The organism is Micromonospora sp. KC207 (genome assembly GCF_004348615.1).
GTDB lineage: Bacteria > Actinomycetota > Actinomycetes > Mycobacteriales > Micromonosporaceae > Micromonospora.
This window is the reverse complement of sequence record NZ_SMKJ01000125.1, coordinates 1-18,098: the sequence shown is the minus strand read 5'-3', so window position 1 is coordinate 18,098 and position 18,098 is coordinate 1. Positions and strand designations below refer to the sequence as shown.

Annotated in this window: 17 protein-coding genes; 10 read left to right on the top strand and 7 right to left on the bottom strand. The window is 74.5% G+C overall.

Going from position 1 to position 18,098, the window contains the following annotated elements; genetic code table 11:
* Positions 1-46: 46 nt before the first annotated feature.
* The gene (locus E1258_RS17225; protein ID WP_132402105.1) at positions 47-628 is read right to left on the bottom strand and encodes a histidine phosphatase family protein; all 582 of its coding nucleotides are present in this window, start codon (positions 626-628) and stop codon (positions 47-49) included.
* A gap of 140 nt (positions 629-768) precedes the next feature.
* Here E1258_RS17225 and E1258_RS17220 point away from each other — a divergent pair, with 140 nt between their 5' ends.
* From E1258_RS17220 to E1258_RS17205, 4 genes are all read left to right on the top strand, one after another.
* A complete protein-coding gene (locus E1258_RS17220) occupies positions 769-1,248 on the top strand; it encodes a helix-turn-helix domain-containing protein (RefSeq protein ID WP_243715511.1) in 480 nt (159 codons plus the stop codon).
* A complete protein-coding gene (locus E1258_RS17215) occupies positions 1,241-1,609 on the top strand; it encodes a DUF4180 domain-containing protein (RefSeq protein ID WP_132402102.1) in 369 nt (122 codons plus the stop codon). Before E1258_RS17220 ends, E1258_RS17215 begins: the two co-directional genes overlap by 8 nt.
* A gap of 179 nt (positions 1,610-1,788) precedes the next feature.
* Positions 1,789-2,502 (top strand): spermidine synthase, encoded by a 714-nt coding sequence (locus tag E1258_RS17210; RefSeq protein WP_132402099.1) that lies wholly within the window; start codon positions 1,789-1,791, stop codon positions 2,500-2,502.
* A 155-nt stretch (positions 2,503-2,657) separates the two neighbouring features.
* Complete coding sequence (locus tag E1258_RS17205; protein WP_132402096.1) at positions 2,658-2,837, top strand: hypothetical protein; 180 nt, start codon at positions 2,658-2,660, stop codon at positions 2,835-2,837.
* Positions 2,838-3,020: 183 nt separating this feature from the next.
* Here E1258_RS17205 and E1258_RS17200 read toward each other — a convergent pair whose 3' ends face one another.
* Together E1258_RS17200 and E1258_RS17195 are read right to left on the bottom strand one after the other, a co-directional pair.
* The gene (locus E1258_RS17200) at positions 3,021-4,169 is read right to left on the bottom strand and encodes an acyl-CoA desaturase (RefSeq protein ID WP_132402093.1); all 1,149 of its coding nucleotides are present in this window, start codon (positions 4,167-4,169) and stop codon (positions 3,021-3,023) included.
* A 14-nt stretch (positions 4,170-4,183) separates the two neighbouring features.
* Entirely contained in the window at positions 4,184-5,275 is a 1,092-nt protein-coding gene (locus E1258_RS17195) for a ferredoxin reductase (RefSeq protein WP_132402090.1), read from the bottom strand.
* 85 nt (positions 5,276-5,360) lie between these two features.
* Here E1258_RS17195 and E1258_RS17190 point away from each other — a divergent pair, with 85 nt between their 5' ends.
* Positions 5,361-6,587 (top strand): CdaR family transcriptional regulator, encoded by a 1,227-nt coding sequence (locus tag E1258_RS17190; RefSeq protein WP_132402087.1) that lies wholly within the window; start codon positions 5,361-5,363, stop codon positions 6,585-6,587.
* A 22-nt stretch (positions 6,588-6,609) separates the two neighbouring features.
* On the opposite strand, the gene E1258_RS17185 is transcribed toward E1258_RS17190, so the two are convergent.
* The 4 genes from E1258_RS17185 to E1258_RS17170 all read right to left on the bottom strand — a co-directional run bounded on the left by E1258_RS17185 (position 6,610) and on the right by E1258_RS17170 (position 10,651).
* Positions 6,610-7,557, bottom strand: a complete 948-nt coding sequence (locus E1258_RS17185) for an alpha/beta fold hydrolase (RefSeq protein WP_132402084.1) — start codon at positions 7,555-7,557, stop codon at positions 6,610-6,612.
* 157 nt (positions 7,558-7,714) lie between these two features.
* The gene (locus tag E1258_RS17180; RefSeq protein WP_207919599.1) at positions 7,715-8,950 is read right to left on the bottom strand and encodes an MFS transporter; all 1,236 of its coding nucleotides are present in this window, start codon (positions 8,948-8,950) and stop codon (positions 7,715-7,717) included.
* Positions 8,951-9,035: 85 nt separating this feature from the next.
* Positions 9,036-9,812 (bottom strand): SDR family NAD(P)-dependent oxidoreductase, encoded by a 777-nt coding sequence (locus tag E1258_RS17175; RefSeq protein ID WP_243715510.1) that lies wholly within the window; start codon positions 9,810-9,812, stop codon positions 9,036-9,038.
* Entirely contained in the window at positions 9,812-10,651 is an 840-nt protein-coding gene (locus tag E1258_RS17170) for a fumarylacetoacetate hydrolase family protein (RefSeq protein ID WP_132402081.1), read from the bottom strand. The genes E1258_RS17175 and E1258_RS17170 overlap by 1 nt, the downstream gene beginning before the upstream one ends.
* Before the next feature lie 255 nt (positions 10,652-10,906).
* On the opposite strand from E1258_RS17170, the gene E1258_RS17165 reads away from it, so the two are divergent.
* From E1258_RS17165 to E1258_RS17145, 5 genes are all read left to right on the top strand, one after another.
* The gene (locus E1258_RS17165) at positions 10,907-12,562 is read left to right on the top strand and encodes a trypsin-like peptidase domain-containing protein (protein ID WP_165949805.1); all 1,656 of its coding nucleotides are present in this window, start codon (positions 10,907-10,909) and stop codon (positions 12,560-12,562) included.
* On the top strand, positions 12,562-14,781 hold the full coding sequence (locus E1258_RS17160) for a serine/threonine-protein kinase (RefSeq protein ID WP_132402075.1): 2,220 nt from the start codon (positions 12,562-12,564) through the stop codon (positions 14,779-14,781). Before E1258_RS17165 ends, E1258_RS17160 begins: the two co-directional genes overlap by 1 nt.
* Positions 14,782-14,792: 11 nt before the next feature.
* Positions 14,793-16,226, top strand: a complete 1,434-nt coding sequence (locus E1258_RS17155) for a VWA domain-containing protein (RefSeq protein ID WP_165949804.1) — start codon at positions 14,793-14,795, stop codon at positions 16,224-16,226.
* Positions 16,223-17,350: a hypothetical protein gene (locus E1258_RS17150; protein ID WP_132402069.1), complete on the top strand. Its 1,128-nt coding sequence runs from the start codon at positions 16,223-16,225 to the stop codon at positions 17,348-17,350. The genes E1258_RS17155 and E1258_RS17150 overlap by 4 nt, the downstream gene beginning before the upstream one ends.
* Positions 17,347-18,098: extracellular solute-binding protein (locus tag E1258_RS17145; protein WP_132402066.1), on the top strand; the 752-nt coding region annotated here is incomplete at its 3' end. The genes E1258_RS17150 and E1258_RS17145, both read left to right, overlap by 4 nt.

Sequence of the window (18,098 nt, the reverse complement as noted above, 5' to 3'; positions counted from 1 at the left end):
CTCCTGACCCGTCCCCCGCCCCTGCCCCTCGTCGACCGAGGGTTCGTCAGCGGCGCGTCGCCGGGGTTCGTTGGCGGCGGGCTCCCTGGCGGTCGCCGGTGCGGTACTCCCAGCCCTCACGCCAGGCGAAGTCGGCGATGATCAGGGCCTCCAGCGGGACGCCGTCGAGCAGGTGGTCCAGCGCCCACCGGGTGGCGACATGCCCGATCAGCAGGATGCCGCAGCCGTCCCAGCGCAGCGGGACGTCGTCGAGGAATCGCCCGGCCCGCGAAACGGCCTGCCGCCAGCTCTCGCCGCCGGGGTAGGGCGAGTCGAGGTGGTCGACTCTGCCCCGGTGCAGCTCCACCGCGGACGTGCCGTTGCGCGTCCCGTAGTCGCACTCCCGCAGCCGCCAGTCGTGCAGGATCGGGATGCCGGTGCCCGCGAAGGCCACCTCGGCGGTCTCCACCGCGCGGCGCAGGTCCGAGGTGAAGATGGCCGCGATGCCGTCGTCCCGCCTGCGGGCGCCGAGCTCGGCGGCCAGCGCCCGCCCGCGCGCGGACAACCGCCCCGGCAGCCAGCCGGTGGCGACGCCCCGGTCGTTGTCCTCACTCCACGAATGGGTCTCGAAGACGATCCGCGTCGACATGGATCAAGGCTATGACTCCGTGCTCGGCAGAGGTTGCCGCCGAATGACAGCCCTGTGAGCGGCCAAGCTCCCCTGCCAAGGCACACCCTGTCATGACGCATCGTTTCTTATCCGCATCATCATGAGTATGATGGGGAGTGATGAGAGAAGAAATGTACTCGGTCGAGCAGGTGGCGGACCTCCTCGGCCTGCACGTGCGCACCGTGCGCGGCTACATCCGATCCGGCCGGCTCGGGGCGACCCGGATCGGCAAGCAGTACCGGATCACCCCCGCCGACCTCGACGCGCTCACCGGCCGCTCGCAGTCGCCGGTGCGGCAGGGCGACGGCGCGAAGGCGGAGGTGTCGAGCATCGTGCAGGTCGACGGCGTCGACCGGCCCACCGCCGACCGGCTCAGCACGCTCGTGCTGGCCGGAGCGAACAACGGGTACGACCTCGCGCACCCGCTGCGCGTGCAGACCGTCCACGACGAGGAACGGAACCGGATGAAGATCGTGATCCTGGGCGGCACCGCCGCCACCGCCGACCTGCTGCGACTGCTCGACGCCGTGCTCGACGGGGCCGACGGCCTACTCACCCGCAGGGACGGCCAGCTCGCCGGGGAGGCGGGGGATGCCTGACGACGTGCGGGAACTGGCCGGGGTGCCGGTGCTGGTCTGCGACCCGGACGGCCCGCTGGTGGCCACCGAGCAGGACGCGCTGGACCTGATCGGCGCCGCCTTCCTCAGCGCGACGGTGGTGGCCGTGCCCGCGAGCCGGCTGAGCGAGGAGTTCTTCTCGCTCGGCACCCGGTTCGCCGGCGAGGTGATGCAGAAGTTCGTCAACTACCGGCTGCGCCTGGCCGTCATCGGCGACGTCTCCGGACACCTGGCGGCGAGTCCGGCGCTGCGCGCCCTGGTCCACGAGTCCAACCGGGCCGACCACGTGTGGTTCCTGCCCGACCTCGACGCGCTCGACGCCCGGCTGCGCGCCGCGGCCTGACCGGCCCGCGGAGCGCCGCCCGGCCGACCGGGGCCCGCACCACCGACGGCCGACCGCGGGCGCACCACGGCGGCCCGCCAGGGGCGCGCCGCGCCGCGTACCGGATGGCGGTTTGTTGGGGTGGCCGGGTCCGCGCGGACGGTAACATCCGCTCGGACCCGGCCGAAGTGAGGAATCTCGTGGGCGTGCGATTCGAGGAACTGGCCTGGCGGGAGACCCCGATCGGCGAGATCAGCCTGCGCCGCCGGCGCGACCCCGCGCTGGACCGCGAGGTGTACGAGGTCAAGCTCGACGACGAGTTCCTGATGTCCAGCCTCTTCCCCGTCGCGGAGATCGAGCTGGCCCGGCTCGGGCTGGCTCCGCTGCGCGGCGAGGCGCTGGATGTCGTGGTCGGCGGCCTCGGCCTCGGCTACACGGCCCGCACCGCCCTGGAGGACGCCCGGGTGGCGTCGCTGGTGGTGGTGGAGGCGATCGAGGACGTCATCGACTGGCACCGGCGGGGCCTGCTGCCGTTCGCAGCGGGGCTGGCCGACGACCCGCGCACCCGGTTCGTCCGGGCGGACTTCTTCGCGGCGGTCGCCGACGGGACGGGCTTCGACCCGGACTCACCCGGCCGGCGGTTCCACGCGGTACTGCTCGACGTGGACCACTCGCCCCGGCACGTGTTGCACCCGAGCCACGCCCCGTTCTACACCGACGAGGGCCTGCGCCGCCTCGCCGACCTGCTGCACCCGGACGGGGTCTTCGCCCTCTGGTCCAACGATCCGCCGGACCCGGACTTCCAGCGGGTGCTGACCGGGGTGTTCCCGACCAGCCTGGCCCACGTCGTCCGCTTCGCCAACCCGTTGCAGGGCCGGGAGTCGGCCAACACCGTCTACGTCGCCCGCCGGTAACCGGCGGGACCGAGCCGCGTGGGGCCGCCGGTGCAGCCGGGCCGCATCGGGAGCCGGCCCACGGGCATGGTGTCGGCCGAACCGGGAAAGGCCCCTGGGCCGCGTACGCGGCGGACGCCCGGCCAACGGGACCGTCCGGTCAACGGGAGGTGGACATGCGGGCCGTACTCTGGGTCGTCGGTGTCGTCGCCGGCGTGCTCGTCCTGCTCGGGCTGCTGCTCGAAGCGGTGCGCTGGTTGGTGATCATCGGGGTGATCGCGCTGCTCGTGGTCATCGTGCTCGCGTTCGTCAAGGGCCGGCAGACGGTGCAGCACCGGCATTCGGCGCGACGCTGAGCCCCGCCGGCAGCGGCCGGACCTCCGACGCGATCTCTCGTCCGGTCGTGACACCGTGACCTACCATCCGCGCGACGGCCCGTGGGCCCGCGCCCGCGCGACGAACCAGCAGATCCCGCACTTCGAGCTGTGCAACCACTACCGCCGGCTGCGGGAGCCCGCTCGCTAGGAGCGGGCAGCACGTCACACCGAGGAGGTCGCCAGGGCGTCGGTCCGCACCTGCCCACCGGCGGCCGGCGGGGCGGGGGTCGCGCTGGGCAGGGAGAGCCGGATGACCTTCCACCAGGCGGAAGCCACCTGCTTCGGCAGCGCCCCGGTGGTGTACGTCAGCCCGTACTTGGCGAACAGCGTCCGCACCTCGGGGGCGACCTCCTGGTAGCGGCAGCTCGGCAGGTCGGGGAAGAGATGGTGCTCGATCTGGAACGACAGGTTGCCGGTCATGATGTGCGTCAGCCGGCTGCCGCTGATGTTGGCCGAGCCGAGCATCTGCCGCAGGTACCACTCGCCCCGGGTCTCCCCCTCGATGGAGGCCTTCTCGAAGGTCTCCACCCCCTCCGGGAAGTGCCCGCACATGATCACCGAGTGGCTCCACAGGTTGCGGATCAGGTTCGCGGTGAAGGTGGCCGCGAGGGTGCTGAGGAACGACGGCCCCGACAGCAGCGGGTGGATGATGTAGTCCTTGAGGAACTGGCGACGGATCTTGCGGCCGACCGCGCGGGCGCGGGCCCGGAACTCGGGGGCCTTGTGTCGGCCCTTGCGCAGGTTGCGGCCCAGTTCCAGGTCGTACGCGGCGATGCCGTACTCGAAGAAGCACGCGTTGATCAGGTTCCACAGCGGCTGGCCGAGGTGGATCGGGTGCCACGGCTGGTCCTCGTCGACGCGCATGATGCCGTACCCGAGGTCGTTGTCCTTGCCGAGCACGTTGGTGTACGTGTGGTGTAGCTGGTTGTGCGAGTGCTTCCACTGCGCGGCCGGGGAGACGTGGTCCCACTCCCAGGTCGTCGAGTGGATCTTCGGATCACGCATGAAGTCGTACTGGCCGTGCAGAACGTTGTGACCGATCTCCATGTTCTCCAGGATCTTGGCCACCGCGAGGCCGGCGGTGCCGACCAGCCAGGCCGGCGGGAACAGCGAGAACAGCAGCACCGCCCGGCTGCCCAGCTCCAACCGGCGCTGGATGGCGATCACCTTGCGGATGTACGCGGCGTCGGCCTCCCCCCGGCTGGCGAGCACCCGGTCCCGGATCGCGTCGAGTTCCCTGCCAAGCGCGTCGATGTCGGCGGCGGTGAGATGGGCGATCGGGTTGTGGGCCTTCTTCTGGATCGCGGTCACGTCCGGTTCTCCTGTCAGAGGTCGATGTCGCAGGTACCGGCCGCCGCCGACACGCAGGTCTGGATGAGCACGCCGTCGCCGGGGACGGCGGTGGTGATCTCCCCGTTGCGCAGGTCCCGGACCGCGCCTTGGCGCAGCGGCACCACGCAGCCGAAGCAGATGCCCATCCGGCACCCGGACGGCATCAGCACCCCCGCGTCCTCCCCCGCGTCGAGCAGGGCGGTTCCGCCGTCGGCGCGCACGGTGACCCCGGCACGGGTGAAGGTGACGTCGCCCCCCGCGCCCGGGGAGATCACCGTCGGTCGGAACCGCTCGGTGTGCAGCCGGTCGGCCGCCCCGTTGGCGGCCCAGTGGGCCTCGACCGCGTCGAGCAGGCCGACCGGGCCGCACGCCCAGGTCTGCCGGTCGAGGTGGTCGGGCACCAGGTCGGCCAGCTCGGCCACGCCGAGCACGCCGTCGGTGTCGGTGTGCCGCTCGACGAGGCGGATCGCGCCCCGGGCGGCGAGCCCGCGCAGCTCGGCGGCGAAGATCACGTCGTCCGGGGTCGGCGCGGAGTGCACCAGCACCACGTCCGCCGTGGCGGGCGCGCCGGCACGGAGCATCCCCATGACCGGGGTGATACCGCTGCCGGCGGTGACGAAGAGGACCTGCTCCGGCGCGGGCACGGGCACGACGAAGTCGCCCTGGGCCTGGTCGAGCTGGACCAGGGTGCCGGGCCGGGCCCGGCGGACCAGGTGGTTGCTGACCCGGCCGTCCGGGATCGCCTTCACGGTGACCGAGATCAGTCCGTCGCTGCGGCCGGGGGCCGAGGTGAGCGAGTACGCCCGCCACTGGCGGACGCCGTCGACGTCCACGCCGAGGCGGACGTACTGGCCGGGGGTGTGCCCGCGCCAGCCGCGGCCGGGCCGGATGGTCAGCGTCGCGGCGTCCCGGGTCTCCGGTCGCACGTCCAGGATCCGCCCGCGCAGGGCGGCCCCGGAGCGCAGCGGGGCGATCAGGTCGAGGTAGTCCTCGGGCAGCAGCGGCGTGGTGACCGTCTCGGCGAGCCGGAACAGCCTGTCCCGGACGGTGCGGCGGCCGGGTGGGCGCGGGACGGTGGTGGTCATACGATCAGCGTGACGGACACGATCGCATAACATCTTGGCCAGGAAAGATGAAAGCGCCACACGGTTTTGTTCCGGGAGAACAACGATGTCGGAAGAGTCCGGGACCAGCCGCCGCGCTGCCCGTCTCGAACTGGACGAGCCGATGGCCGCCCGGCTGCTAGGCGCGCTGCCACTGGTCGCCGAGCGCACGGTCACCGCGATCACGGCGGAGGTGCCGGCCTACTCGGGCACCCTCACCGGCCAGATGCGGGCGAAGATCGAGAACGCGGTGCGCATCGCGTTGGGCACCTTCCTCCAACTCGTCGGCCGGCCCCAGGCGGCATCGGACCCGAGCACCCCGCTGGCCCCGGCGCTGGAGGCGGCGTACGCCCTCGGCAGCGGGGAGGCCCGCTCCGGCCGCAGCATGGACGCGCTGCTGGCGGCGTACCGGGTGGGGGCGCGGGTGGCCTGGCGGGAGGTCTCCACCGCCACCGTGCGCGCCGGGCTCGCGGCGGCGACGGTCGCCGAGTTCGCCGAGCTGATGTTCGCATACATCGACGAACTCTCCGCCGCCAGCGTGGCGGGGCACGCCGACGAGCTGGCCAGCGTCGGCCGGGCCCGGCAGCGGTACCTGGAGCGGCTCACCCAGCAGCTACTGGCCGGCGAGTCCGAGGACGTGCTGCGCCGCAGCGCCGAGCGGGCGGACTGGCCACCGCCGCAGACGCTGACCGTCGTGCTGCTGCCCCGCAACGGCCTGCGCGCTGTGCTGACCGCGCTGAGCCCGCAGACGTTGGAGAGCGGGGAGGACATGCCGGGGGCGGACCCGGCCGAGGAACTGGCCGTGCTGCTGGTGCCCGACGCGCACGGCGGCCGGCGGCGGCAGCTCGCCCGCGTGCTGCGCGGGCACCGTGCGGTGCTGGGGCCGGCCCGGCCGTGGCACCGGGTGGCCGGGTCGTACGAGCGGGCCGCTCGGGCGCTGCTGCTCGGGCTGCCCCGCGCCGACGCCGACGCGCCGCTGGACACCGAGCGGCACCTGGCGCGGCTGCTGCTCAGCACGGACCCGGAGGCCCTGGCCGACCTGCGCGCGCAGGTGCTGGAGCCCTTCGCCGCGCTGCCGCCGGCCACCGCCCACCGGCTCGCGGAGACGCTGCGCGCCTGGCTGCTGCACCAGGGCCGGCGCGACGACGTGGCGGCGGCCCTGTTCGTGCACCCGCAGACCGTGCGCTACCGGATGGCGCAGGTGCGGGAGCTGTACGGCGACCGGCTGCTCGACCCGGCGACCGTGCTGGACCTGACGCTGGCCCTGGCGGTGCTGCCGTCGCCACAGGACTGACGCGGCCCCGGGCCGGACGGGCCTAGCGCACCGGGCGCGGTGGACCCGACGCGCGGAGGATGAACGCGACCGCGTCGCGGGCGGAGGTGGCCCGCGTCGGCGGACCGACCAGGTAGTCGAGGACCCGGCGCCAGGAGGGCACCACCAGCAGGTGACCGGCGTCCGGAACGACCTCCAACCGGGCGTCGGGCAGGGCGTCGCGCCACCAGCGGCCGTGCGCGGGGCCGGTAAGGGCGTCGTCGGCCCCGTACAGCAGCAGGGTGGCCGCCCCGACCTGGTCGGGGGTGAAACCCCACGGGCGCAGCGAGTAGCCGGCGATGTCGTCCGCGATGCCCCGCACGCCCTGGGTGAAGGCCCCCGCCAGCATGTCGCCGATCCGCGCGGCGACGGCGGGGTCGCCCACCACGGCCCGGTCGGCCGGGTTCGCGCCGAGCAGCCGCACGGCCGCCGGGTTCCGGGGATCGGACGGCACCAGGGCGGCCATCGCGGCGTCCAACTGGGCGCGGACGTCGGCGACCGGCCGATCACGCAGCGCGGCCATCATGTCCCGCTGGCGCGGGTCGAGCCAGGGGACATCCTCGTCGGGAGCGGGGGTGGCCAGCACCGCCACCCGGCGTACCAGGTCGGGCCGGCGGGCCGCTAGGGCGAGCGCGACCCGGCCTCCGGCCGACCAGCCCGCGACGGACACCCGCCCGAGACCACGCTGGTCGATCAGCTCGACGAGGTCGTCGGCGGCGGTCGGCACGTCCGCCCAGCCGGTGCTCGGATCGGATTCGCCGTAGCCGGCCCGGTCGAGGGCGAGGAGGGTGACCCCGGCGTCGAGGGTCGCCGCCGGGTCGGGGTCGAAGGCACCGGAGCCCGGGGCGGGGTGACAGAACAGCACCACCCGCCGGCCGGCGTCCGCACCGAAGCGGTACACCGCCGCCCGGCGACCGTCCCTGAGCGTGATGATCTCCCCAGTGCTGGACATGCGGCGAGTCTGACAGTGGCGGGCCGCCCCGGAGACGGTACGGCGGGAGGTCACCCGATCGGGTGACCTCCCGCCGTGGCGCGCGGCCCGGGGCCCGGGTGGTGCCGGGCCCGCCCAGGACGCGGCATCCGGGCCGGCGGACGACGGTCAGGCGGGGTCAAGCCCGCCGCACGGCGGTGCCGAGGGCGGCGAGGGCGACGGCGAGCCCGCCGGCACCGGCCAGGGCGAACGTCAGCGGCGCGCCGTGGTGCTGGGCCAGCCAGGCGAACGCCGCCGCGCCGATGCCGCCGAGGGAGAAGTGGATCGTCCAGAAGGCGGCGGTGACCCGGCCGAGCACGTGCTCCGGCGTCACCTCCTGGCGCAGCGACAGCGAGCAGATGCCGGCGACGCTCAGGCAGCCGAAGTAGACCGTCATCAGCGCGCCGACCTCGGCGGGCCGGCGGGTGGGCGCGAGGGCCGCGACCGCGCCGCCGGTGGCCGCGACCGCGCCGATCCAGCACGCCCCGAACCCGAACCGCCCGCGCAGCCGCGCGACGACCAGCGCACCGGTGACCGTTCCGGCGGCTCCTGCGGTGAGCACCAGCCCGACCGTTCCGTCGGACTGGCCGAGGCCGCGCTTGAGATGGTAGATCACCACGTCGTCCATGCCGTAGGTGAGCAGCAGGTAGACGGTCAGCAGGGCGGTCAGCGGGCGCAGCACACGGTGGCCCAGCAGGAACCTCACCCCGGCGAGGAACTCGGCCCACGGCCCCGGCCGGTCCGCCGCGTCGGCGGTCGCGGCGGACCGCGCGGGTAGCCGCACCAACGTCAGCAGCGCTCCGGAGGCCCCGAAGCTGGCGGCGTCGACGGCGAGCGCGCCGGCCGGGCCGAGCCAGCCGGACACGGCACCGGCCAGCGCGGGCCCCGCGACCGCCGCGAGCGCGGTGCCGGCGTACAGCCGGCCGTTCGCCCGGGTCAGCTCCGGGGCGGGCACCAGGCCGGGCACCACGGTGACGGCGGCGACCTGGAAAACCATCCCGATCGCCGCGCCCAGGGGCAGCAGCACGAACAGCGGCCAGATCGGCGGGTCCGGGACCAGCCACCACACCAGCGGGACCACCACGAACAGCAGCATCCGCGCCACGTCGGCACCGACCAGCAGCGCCCGCCGGTCGCACCTGTCCACCACGACGCCGGCGAACAGGCCGGCGAGCACCGCGGCCGTGCCGGACACGCCGGTGAGCAGGCCGGCCGTGGCGATCGAACCGGTCGCGTCGAGCACCAGCAGCGGCACGGCGAGCTGGGAGATCGAGTCGCCGAGGACGGAGAGGACCTGCGCCGTCCAGAACGCGTGGAAGCCACGGCTGCGCCCCGGCGGGGCGGGCGTGGCCGGCACCCCCGTGGTCACCGTCACCGGGCAGAGGGTAACCGACCGGCGAGCGGCCCGGCAGCCCAGCGAGCGGCCCGGCGTGCCGCCCGGGGCGGCGGTGCCCGTGGGGTCAGCGGCGGGCGGGCATCCGCAGCCCGCCCAATCCCCCGTCGACGGCCAGCGCGGTGCCGGTGACCGCCCCGGCGACCGGCGACGCCAGGTACACCACCGCGGCGGCGACCTCGGCGGCCGTGACCAACCGGCCGGTGGGCTGCCGTGCCGCGAGCTGCCGTTTCTCGGCCTCCGGGTCGGCGGCGGCGGCGAGCAGCCGGGCGACCCAGGGGGTGTCGACCGTGCCGGGCGCGACGCAGTTGACCCGGATACCGTCGCCGACCAGGTCGGCCGCCGTGGCGAGGGTCAGCGCGTGCACGGCGCCCTTCGTCGCCGAGTACAGGGCACGGCGGGGCAGGCCGGCGCCGGCGGCGATCGAGGTGACGTTGACAATCGCGGGCGCGGCGGAGCGGCGCAGATACGGCAGGGCGACCGCCGTCGCGCGGGCAACCCCGGTGACGTTGACGTCGAGGACCCGGGCCCACTCGGCGTCGTCGTTGTCCTCGACAGTGCCCACGGCGGAGACGGCAGCGTTGTTGACCAGGATGTCCACCCCGCCGAACGCGTCGGCGACCGACGCCACCGCCACGGCCAGGCCGGCCCGGTCGGCCACGTCGGCGCGGACCGCGCGTACCCGGGGGTCGGCGGGCGCGCCGGCCGGGTCCAGGTCGAGCACGCCCACCCGGGCACCCACCGCGAGCAGCGCCTCCGTGCAGGCGCGGCCGATGCCGGAGCCGCCGCCGGTCACCACCGCCACCAGGCCGTCACAGGTCATCGGGGCGAGGACGAGAGCCATCAGGCGCTGCCGAGCACGGCCCGCTGCCGGCCGAGGCCGTCGATCTCGACCTCCATCACGTCGCCGGCCCGCAGGTACGGGAAGCGACCGGACAGCGCCACCCCCTGCGGGGTGCCGGTGTTGACCAAATCCCCCGGCTCCAGGACGGTGTACTGGGACAGGTGCCACACCAGGTACGCCACGTCGAAGATCATGTCCTTGGTGGTGGAGTCCTGCCGGGGCTCGCCGTTGACCCAGGAACGCAGCCGCAGCCCCTGCGGGTCGGCGACCTCGTCGGGGGTCACCAGCCACGGGCCGAGCGGCTGGAACGTCTCGCAGGACTTGCCCTTCGACCACTGCCCGCCGGAGTGGTCGAACTGGAACGCCCGCTCGGTCACGTCGTTGGACAGCACGTACCCGGCGACGTGGTCCAGGGCGTCGGCGACCGAGTCGAGGTAACGGGCCCGCCGCCCGATGACCACGCCCAACTCCACCTCCCAGTCGGTCCTCGTCGACCCGCGCGGAATCAGCACCTCGTCGTACGGGCCGACGACCGTGTTGGGCGCCTTGTAGAAGACGATCGGGCTGGCCGGCGCAGGCGCGCCGGACTCGGCGGCGTGGGCGGCGTAGTTCTGCCCGACGCACAGCACCACCCCGGGCCGGGCGATCGGCGGCCCGATCCGCTGGCCGGCGACGTCGATCTCAGGCAGGTCGACGGCGTCGCGGACCCGGCGCGGGCCGTCGGAGGCGAAGAACGCGCCGTCGATGTCGGGGGTCGCCGACGACAGGTCCAGGTACCGGCCGCCGGTGTACCGCACGGGCCTCTCCGCGCCCACCGGCCCGACGCGCATGAGCTTCACCGATCGTCCTCCCACCGTGGACCGACGCAGGCCGCCGATCCTATCGGACGGCCGCTGACGGCCCGGCCCGTGGTTTCGCGTCCGGTATCGACGTGAGCCGTCGCCGATTGCGTGGGCTGCTGTGCAAATAGCGCCACAGGGAATTCCACCGGGCCGGTCGTCCTCCCCTGCTCGGGTTTCGCGGCCGAGTCGCCTTTCTTACAAAGGTCAATTCCGCGCCCCATGCCTGAAAGAACCTGCGAATACCATGCACAGGTGGAGGAGAATCACGGTCGTCAACCATGGGTGTGCCGCATCCGTGGCGACAGCGGCCTGATCCTCGGCAGCGGGACGCTGCTGGGCGACCGACACGTTCTCACCTGCGCCCACGTCATCGACCGCGCGGCCGGCCGCAAGGGGGCGTGGACCGCCGCCCCGCCGGCCGGCCGGGTCCAGGTCGACCTGGTCCGCCTGCCCCGCCTGCCCGCCCGCTCCGCCCGCGTGGCGACCGGCGGATGGGTTCCGGTGGGCGCGGACGGTCGTGGCGACATCGCCCTGCTCGAACTGTCCGACCCGGTCCCCGGCGGTCCGGGCGCCGAGCTGCGGCGACTGCCCCTGTGGGAGAAGCGGGTCTACGCCTTCGGGTTCCCGAAGGAGTTCAGCGACGGCGAGACCGTCCACGCCGTCCTGTCCGGAGAGACCAACGAACGGATGCAGATGAACCCGAACCCGGCGAGCCCGGGGCTGTGGGTGCGCAGCGGGTTCAGCGGCGCGGCGGCGGTCGACAACGAGACCGGCTACGTGGTGGGCATGGTGGTCTCCTACTACAGCGACCCCGCCGCCGGCCGCTCGTACATGATCCCGGTGGACACGCTCCTGAACCACCTGCCCCTGTTGGAGGCGTGGGTGGTCGGCGACTCCTCCGTCGACCAGGAGCTGACGTCGATGGGCACCGGCCGCGAGGACGGCGAGTTCGCCCGGCTGACGGCCCGGTTCTTCGCCCGCCGCTCGCCGGAGAACGTCCTGGTGGTCGTCACCGGCCCGCCCACGTCGACGATCTCGGCCACGGTACGCCGGGCCGTGGTGCTGTCCAACCGACAGTTCCGGCCGTCCTCGGCCGGTCCGGCCGCCGGCGAGCGGGACCCGTCGGTGCCGCCCCTGGGCAGCATCGACCTGGCGCTGGACGCCACCGGCAAGCCGCCCCGGGAGCTGGCCGAGCGGATCCTCGGCTTCGTCGGCGTCGCCGAGCCCGTGACGGCGGGCCCGGCGGACCGACGGCTCGGCGACAAGGCGCCGCGGGCGCTACTGATCGACGGTGTGGACGAGTCGAGCGACCCCAAGGAACTCGTCGCCGACGTCATCGGGCCGATCGTCGACCGCGCGGCCGAACGCGACCTGCGGGTCCTGGTGGGCTTCCGCAGCCCCGCGGTCGGCCTGCGGCTCGCGCTGCTCGCCCGGCGGATTGCCGGGTTGCGCGAGGCCGAGGGCCTCGCCCGCGCCCACCAGCGCGAGGTCGAGGCCCACCTGACCGGTCTGCCGCCGATGACGCCACGCGCCACCCGGCTGCGGATCCGGCTCACCACGCTGCTGGCCGCCGCCCGGGAACCCGATCCCGGTCCGTTGCTGGAACACCTGGCCGCCGTGGAGCACAGCACCGACCGGGCGCTGCACGAGGTGGCGAGGCTGCGTCGAGAGCTGACCGCCCGGGCGACCGAGCACCAGCAGCTGCGGGGGCTGCTGGACGCGCACCGGGCGCGCGCCGTGGCCGGCGGGTGGACCGAGCACCAGGGCCTCGGGCGGTCCTACCGGCGGGCCCACGACCTGCTCTGGGCCGGCCCGTGCGACCTCGCCGAGGCCACCGAGGCCGTGCACGCCTACGCCGAGGCGGTCCGGCGCATCCTCGGCGAGCCGCAGGAAGGAGTGCCGTCCTGATGCGCTGTCCGCGTACCCCGGGCTGCCCGGGCACCGTCGACGCCGACGGCTTCTGCGAGGTCTGCGGTCTCGCGCCCTGGCCCGCGAGGTCGTCGCGCCGGGTCGCGACGCCGACGGCGGGGGCGCCGGTCGGGAGCGAGACGTGGCCCGTGGCCGGCCTGGTGTCCCTGCCGGTGCGCGACTTCGCCGACCGCCGGCGCACGACGGCCGGCCTGACGGTGCCCGAGCACGAGCGGTTCTGCGCCAACCCCGCCTGCGGCAGGGAGGTCGGCCGGGGCGGGGCGGACCGGCTCGACCACGGCTACTGCCCCCACTGCGGGACGCCCTTCGCGTTCGTCTCCGCCCTGCGCCCCGGTGACCTGGTAGCCGGCCAGTACGAGGTGGTCGGGTACCTGGCCCGGGGCGGCCTGGGGCAGGTCTATCTCGCCGAGGACGTCCACCTGGACCGCAAGCACATGGCCCTGAAGCGGCTGATCAACAAGACCGAGCCGAACGCTTTGGCGATCGAGGTCTCCGAGCGGCAGTTCCTGACCACCCTGGACCACCCCAACATCGTCCGGATCTTCAACTTCGTCAGCGCGGAGGACCGGCTCTTCGGCGGGCAGACCAGCTACATCGTGATGGAGTACCTGGAGGGGATGACGCTGCACGAGCTGCGGCAGGCCGCCGTCGACCCGGCCCGGCCGGCCGTCACGCTGCCGCTGGTGGAGATCCTCGCGTACGGTCACGAGATCCTGACGGCGCTGGACTACCTGCACGGCAAGGGGTTGCTCTACACCGACCTGCACCCGGGCAACGTCATCCGTACCGCCGACCGAATCAAGCTGATCGACCTCGGCGGGGTACGCCGGGCCGACGACCGGCACAGCCCGAAGGTGGGCACCGAGACCTACGGGGTGAGCCCGACCGAGCTGGCCGCGCACGGGTTCACGGTGCGGTCCGACCTCTACGCGGTCGGGGTCATGCTGCGGGAGTTGAGCAAGCCCCCGCTCGGCTCCACCGACCGTGATCCCGACCTCGGGGCGGAGTCGTTCGGACGGCTGGTCGCGCGCGCCACCCACCGTGAGTGGCGTCGCCGCTTCGCCTCCGCCTCCGACATGTCCGAACAGCTCAAGGGCGTGCTGCGGGAGCTGCTGCCGGCACCCCCGGCGGACCGGCCCCAGGAGCCGTCCACCGTGTTCGCGCCCACGGCGGCGCTGCTCGACGCGGGGCTCGGCGCGGTGCCGGGGCTCGCGGCCTGGACCGACCCGTCCACCGCCGAGGTGCCGCACCACGGCCGCCCGGCGCCGGCCGCGGTGGCCACCGGCCTGCCGGTGCCCCGCCCCGCGACCGGCGACCCCGCCACCGCCGCCCTGGAGCTGATCGGTGCCCTCGATCCCCGCAGCCTGCTGGCCCGGCTCGCGGCGTTCGAGGCGGACTCGGTCGAGGTCCAACTGTCCCGCTGCCGGGCCCACCTGGAGCTGGGCCGGCCTGGGCCCGCCCAGGAGGCGCTGGCCGACGCCGCCGGGCTGCTCGGCGAGGACGCGAATGCCGACTGGCGGCTGGTCTGGCACCACGGCCTGCTGGCGCTCGCCCGGTCCGACGTGGACGACGCCACCGCGCGGTTCGATCGGGCGTACGGCGAGCTGCCGGGCGAGGTGGCACCGAAGCTGGCGCTCGGCTACTGCGCGGAGCAGCGGGGCGACGCCGTCGAGGCGGCCCGCTACTACCGGGCGGTGTGGCGCCGGGACCGGTCGGCCGCCAGCGCCGCGTTCGGGCTGGCCCGGCTGCGGCTGGCCGCCGGCGACCGGGAGGCGGCGGTGCAGTTCCTCGACGGCGTCCCCCGGGTCTCCCGACACTACGACGCCGCCCAGGTCGCGGCCGTTCGGGTGCTGGCCGATTGGCTCGGCGACGACCCGCCCGGCGCGGAGCACCTCAACGAGGCGGTGCGCCGCCTCGGCCGGCTGCGGCTCGACGGGGGCGCACGGCACGGTGAGGCCCGCGACCGGATGACCACGCTGGTCCGGGAGGCCGCCCTGGACCGGGTTCTCGTCCATGGCGCGGGCGGCCTGGCCGTCGGCGAGACACTGGGCGACGCGCCGTCGGAGCGGTCCCTGCGGCGGCTGCTCGAGAGTTCCCTGCGTGACCTGGCCCGGCAGGCGCGTACGGCCAACGACCACGGTGTCCTCGTCGACCGGGCGAACGCGGTCCGGCCGCTGACCTTCCTGCGATCATGGTGAGGAGCGACCCGGTGTCCAGCGCACTCGACTTCGACCTGCGGATCGACCACGACCGGTTCCTGTCCACCAGGGACCGCCAGCTACACGCGATCCTCACCGCCACCGCGCGGGCCCGGGAGGGCGGCGGCCCGGCGCAGGCCGATGGCTCCCGTTACGCCGAGGTGCTCGTCGTCGACTGCTCCGGGTCGATGGCGCAGCCGCCGACCAAGCTCGGCGCGGCCCGGCGGGCCACCGCCGCGGCCGTCGGGATGCTGCCGGACGGGGTCCGCTTCGCCGTGGTCGAGGGCACCCACGAGGCCCGGATGGTCTATCCCCGCCACCGGGGCCTGGCCACCGCCTCACCGGCCACCAGGGAGGAGGCGCGGCGCGAGCTGGGGCGGCTCGCCGCCGCCGGCGGCACGGCGATCGGCACGTGGCTGGCACTGGCCCGCGAGCTGCTGGCGGAGCACCCCGCGGCGATCCGGCACACCCTGCTGCTCACCGACGGCCGCAACGAGCACGAGACGCCGCAGCGGCTGGCGGAGGTTCTGGCGGACTGCGCGGGGCAGTTCGTCTGCGACGCGCGGGGCGTCGGCGACGCCTGGCAGCCGCGGGAGCTCATGCGTGTCGCCGAGGCGCTGCACGGCACGGCCGCCGCGGTCCGCCGGCCCCAGGAACTGGAGGCCGACTTCCGGGCGACCATGCGGGCCACGATGGCCAAGCGGGTGGCCCGGGCGAGGCTGCGGATCGCCGTGGTCCCACCGGCGCGGGTGCTGTCCTGCCGGCAGGTGCATCCCACGGTCATGGACCTGCCGGTGGCACCGGTCGACGACCGGTTGGTGGAGTGCGCGACCGGCTCCTGGGGCGCGGAGAGCCGGGAGTACCACCTGTGCCTCGAGGTGGACGGGACGGGCCGGCCGACGGGCGAGGACCTACGGGTCGCCCGGATCGACCTGCTCGTGGACGACGCGCCGGCCGCCCGGCCGGTGAACGCCCTGGCCCACTGGACCGAGGACCTAGCCCTGTCCAGCCGGATCGATCCGCGGGTCGCCCACTACACCGGGCAGGAGGAGCTGAGCCGGCTCATCGCCGACGGGTGCGACGCGTACGACACCGGCGACCGGGTGACCGCCGCGCGGCTGCTCGGCCGCGCGGTCGAGCTGGCCACCGCCGCCGGGGACGCGTTCCACCTGGAGCAGCTACGGCTTCTCGTCGAGGACGTCGGCGCCGGTTCGGTACGCCTGCGCGACGACCTGCCCCGGCTCGACGTGATCAGCGTGGCCCTGCGGTCGTCGTTCACGGTGCGCGACCCGGCCCCTCAGGTGGCGCCGCCACCGGCGCCGGCCGCCGACTCCCAGCCACGGGTCTGCCCGTGCGGCCACCGCTCGCCGCCGGGTGCCCGGTTCTGTGAGCGGTGCCGCCACGAGTTCACCGACCCGGCCGAGATCGGGCCGGTGCCGGCGTGAGCGGCGCGGCGCTGACCAGCACCACCCGGCGGACGCTGCTGCGGCTGCTGTGGGCGCTGCTCGCCGCGAACGCGGTCGCGCTGGCCGGCTGCCTGACGGTCTTCCTCGGCGTGCACCGGACCACGGACGACGCCTACGACCGTTCCGTGCCGGCGATCCTGGCGGTGTACGACACCCAGGTCGCCCTGCGGGAGGCGCACGGCGCGGCGGTAGCCAGCTTCGCGGCGTGCACCCGGCTGCTCGCCGGGCCGGGAGAGGACTACCAGAACCAGATCGCCCGCGCGGGCCAGCACCTGGCCGAGGCCGCCGAGGACAATGCCGCCGGCGACGACGGCAGCCGCGACATCCAGGTCGTCGAGGCGTCGCTGGTCACCTACACCGGCCTGATCGAGCGGGCCCATGCCCACTTCGCCCAGGCCGACGGCAGGGCGCTGGGCGCCGCTGCGCTGCGGGACGCGTCGAGCTTGCTGGAGGAGATCCTCGACCGCCTCGACCTGCTCCGGGGCAAGCAGGTCGCGGCGCTGGACCGGCAGGTCGACGGGACGTGGACGGGCCCGGCGACGATCCTGCTCTGGCTGCTGCCGGTGCTCGTCCTCAGCGGGCTGCTGGTCGCCACCCAGCTGTTCCTGCGCCGCCGGTTCCGGCGGGTGCTGAACGCGCCGCTGTTGCTGGCGACGCTCGCGGTGGTGGCGATGGGCGGCACCACCGCGATGAGCCTGCGCTCGACCGACCAGCTCGCCGACGCCCGGGCCGAGATGAATCGGGCGGCCGAGGCCCGGGCGGCGCAGCTCACCTCGCTGGTCGGCCGGGACGCCGAGCGGCTGGCCGCTCTGCTCAGCGCCGCCTACGCACCGTCGCCGTGCCCGGCCACGGCGACGCCGGTGGGTCCGCCCGGCGCGGCACCGTCCGCACCGGGCGACGGGGAGGCGGCACCGGGCGACGGGGTCGCGCTCCCCGCCGGGAACGCGTGGAAGCACGGCCAGGAGGCCACCAGGTTGGCGGCAGGGGCCGCAAACAGCCACGGCGGCGAGATCGTCCTGCTCGCGGCGTCCCTGCTCGCCGCCGCGCTGGTGGTCTTCGGGCTCCTGCCCCGACTAGAGGAATACAGGTATCGACAGCGATGAGACGCGTTGCGCTCGCCCTGATCCCGGTCCTGCTCGCCGGTGCCGGCCTGGCTGCCTGTGCCGATTCCCCGCAGCCGCGCACCCTGAGCGTCGTCGCGTCCTGGTCGACGGACGGCGAGGGCGACACCGAGCAGGAACGCCGGCGCAGCAGCGAGGCCGGGCCCTTCCTGGCGGTGTTGGACGCCTTCACGAAAGAGAGCAAGATCAGGATCAACTACCAGGGCACCCGGGACGTCAGCCAGGTGCTCCGGTCCGGGATCGACCGGGGCCGGCCGCCGGACGTCGCGGTGCTGCCCCGGCTCAACGACTTGAAGACGTACGTGCAGAGCGGCGACCTGTACCCGCTCGACGACGTCCTCGTTCCGGCCGAGCAGCCGGGCCTGGCGCGACAGCTACTCCAACTCACGCCCCCGAGAGGCACCCATGCCCGGGTTTATGGGCTGTCCGTCGCCGTGCACGCCAAGAGCCTGGTCTGGTACCGGACGGACGCCCCCGGCGGCCCCACCGTGCGCAGGCCCCCGGCGACGTGGGCGGAGCTGGTCGCGCTGACCCGCGACATCGAGGCGCGCGGGGGTGTGCCGTGGTGCCTCGGGATGGGGGCGCAACCGCAGTCCGGGTGGCCCGGCACCGACTGGATCGAGGACATCCTGCTGCACCGCCCCGGGGGGCAGATTGTCTACCAGCGGTGGGCGGCGGGGCATCAGGCGTGGAGCTCTCGGGAGGTGCGGGAGGCATGGCAGGCGTGGGG

What these genes read in the sequence shown, in the direction of transcription:
- E1258_RS17225 (WP_132402105.1), bottom strand. Translation starts at nt 628, where the DNA reads ATGTCGACGCGGATCGTCTTCGAGACCCATTCGTGGAGTGAGGACAAC.
- E1258_RS17220 (WP_243715511.1), top strand. Translation starts at nt 769, where the DNA reads ATGAGAGAAGAAATGTACTCGGTCGAGCAGGTGGCGGACCTCCTCGGC.
- E1258_RS17215 (WP_132402102.1), top strand. Translation starts at nt 1,241, where the DNA reads ATGCCTGACGACGTGCGGGAACTGGCCGGGGTGCCGGTGCTGGTCTGC.
- E1258_RS17205 (WP_132402096.1), top strand. Translation starts at nt 2,658, where the DNA reads ATGCGGGCCGTACTCTGGGTCGTCGGTGTCGTCGCCGGCGTGCTCGTC.
- E1258_RS17195 (WP_132402090.1), bottom strand. Translation starts at nt 5,275, where the DNA reads ATGACCACCACCGTCCCGCGCCCACCCGGCCGCCGCACCGTCCGGGAC.
- E1258_RS17190 (WP_132402087.1), top strand. Translation starts at nt 5,361, where the DNA reads ATGTCGGAAGAGTCCGGGACCAGCCGCCGCGCTGCCCGTCTCGAACTG.
- E1258_RS17185 (WP_132402084.1), bottom strand. Translation starts at nt 7,557, where the DNA reads ATGTCCAGCACTGGGGAGATCATCACGCTCAGGGACGGTCGCCGGGCG.
- E1258_RS17175 (WP_243715510.1), bottom strand. Translation starts at nt 9,812, where the DNA reads ATGGCTCTCGTCCTCGCCCCGATGACCTGTGACGGCCTGGTGGCGGTG.
- E1258_RS17160 (WP_132402075.1), top strand. Translation starts at nt 12,562, where the DNA reads ATGCGCTGTCCGCGTACCCCGGGCTGCCCGGGCACCGTCGACGCCGAC.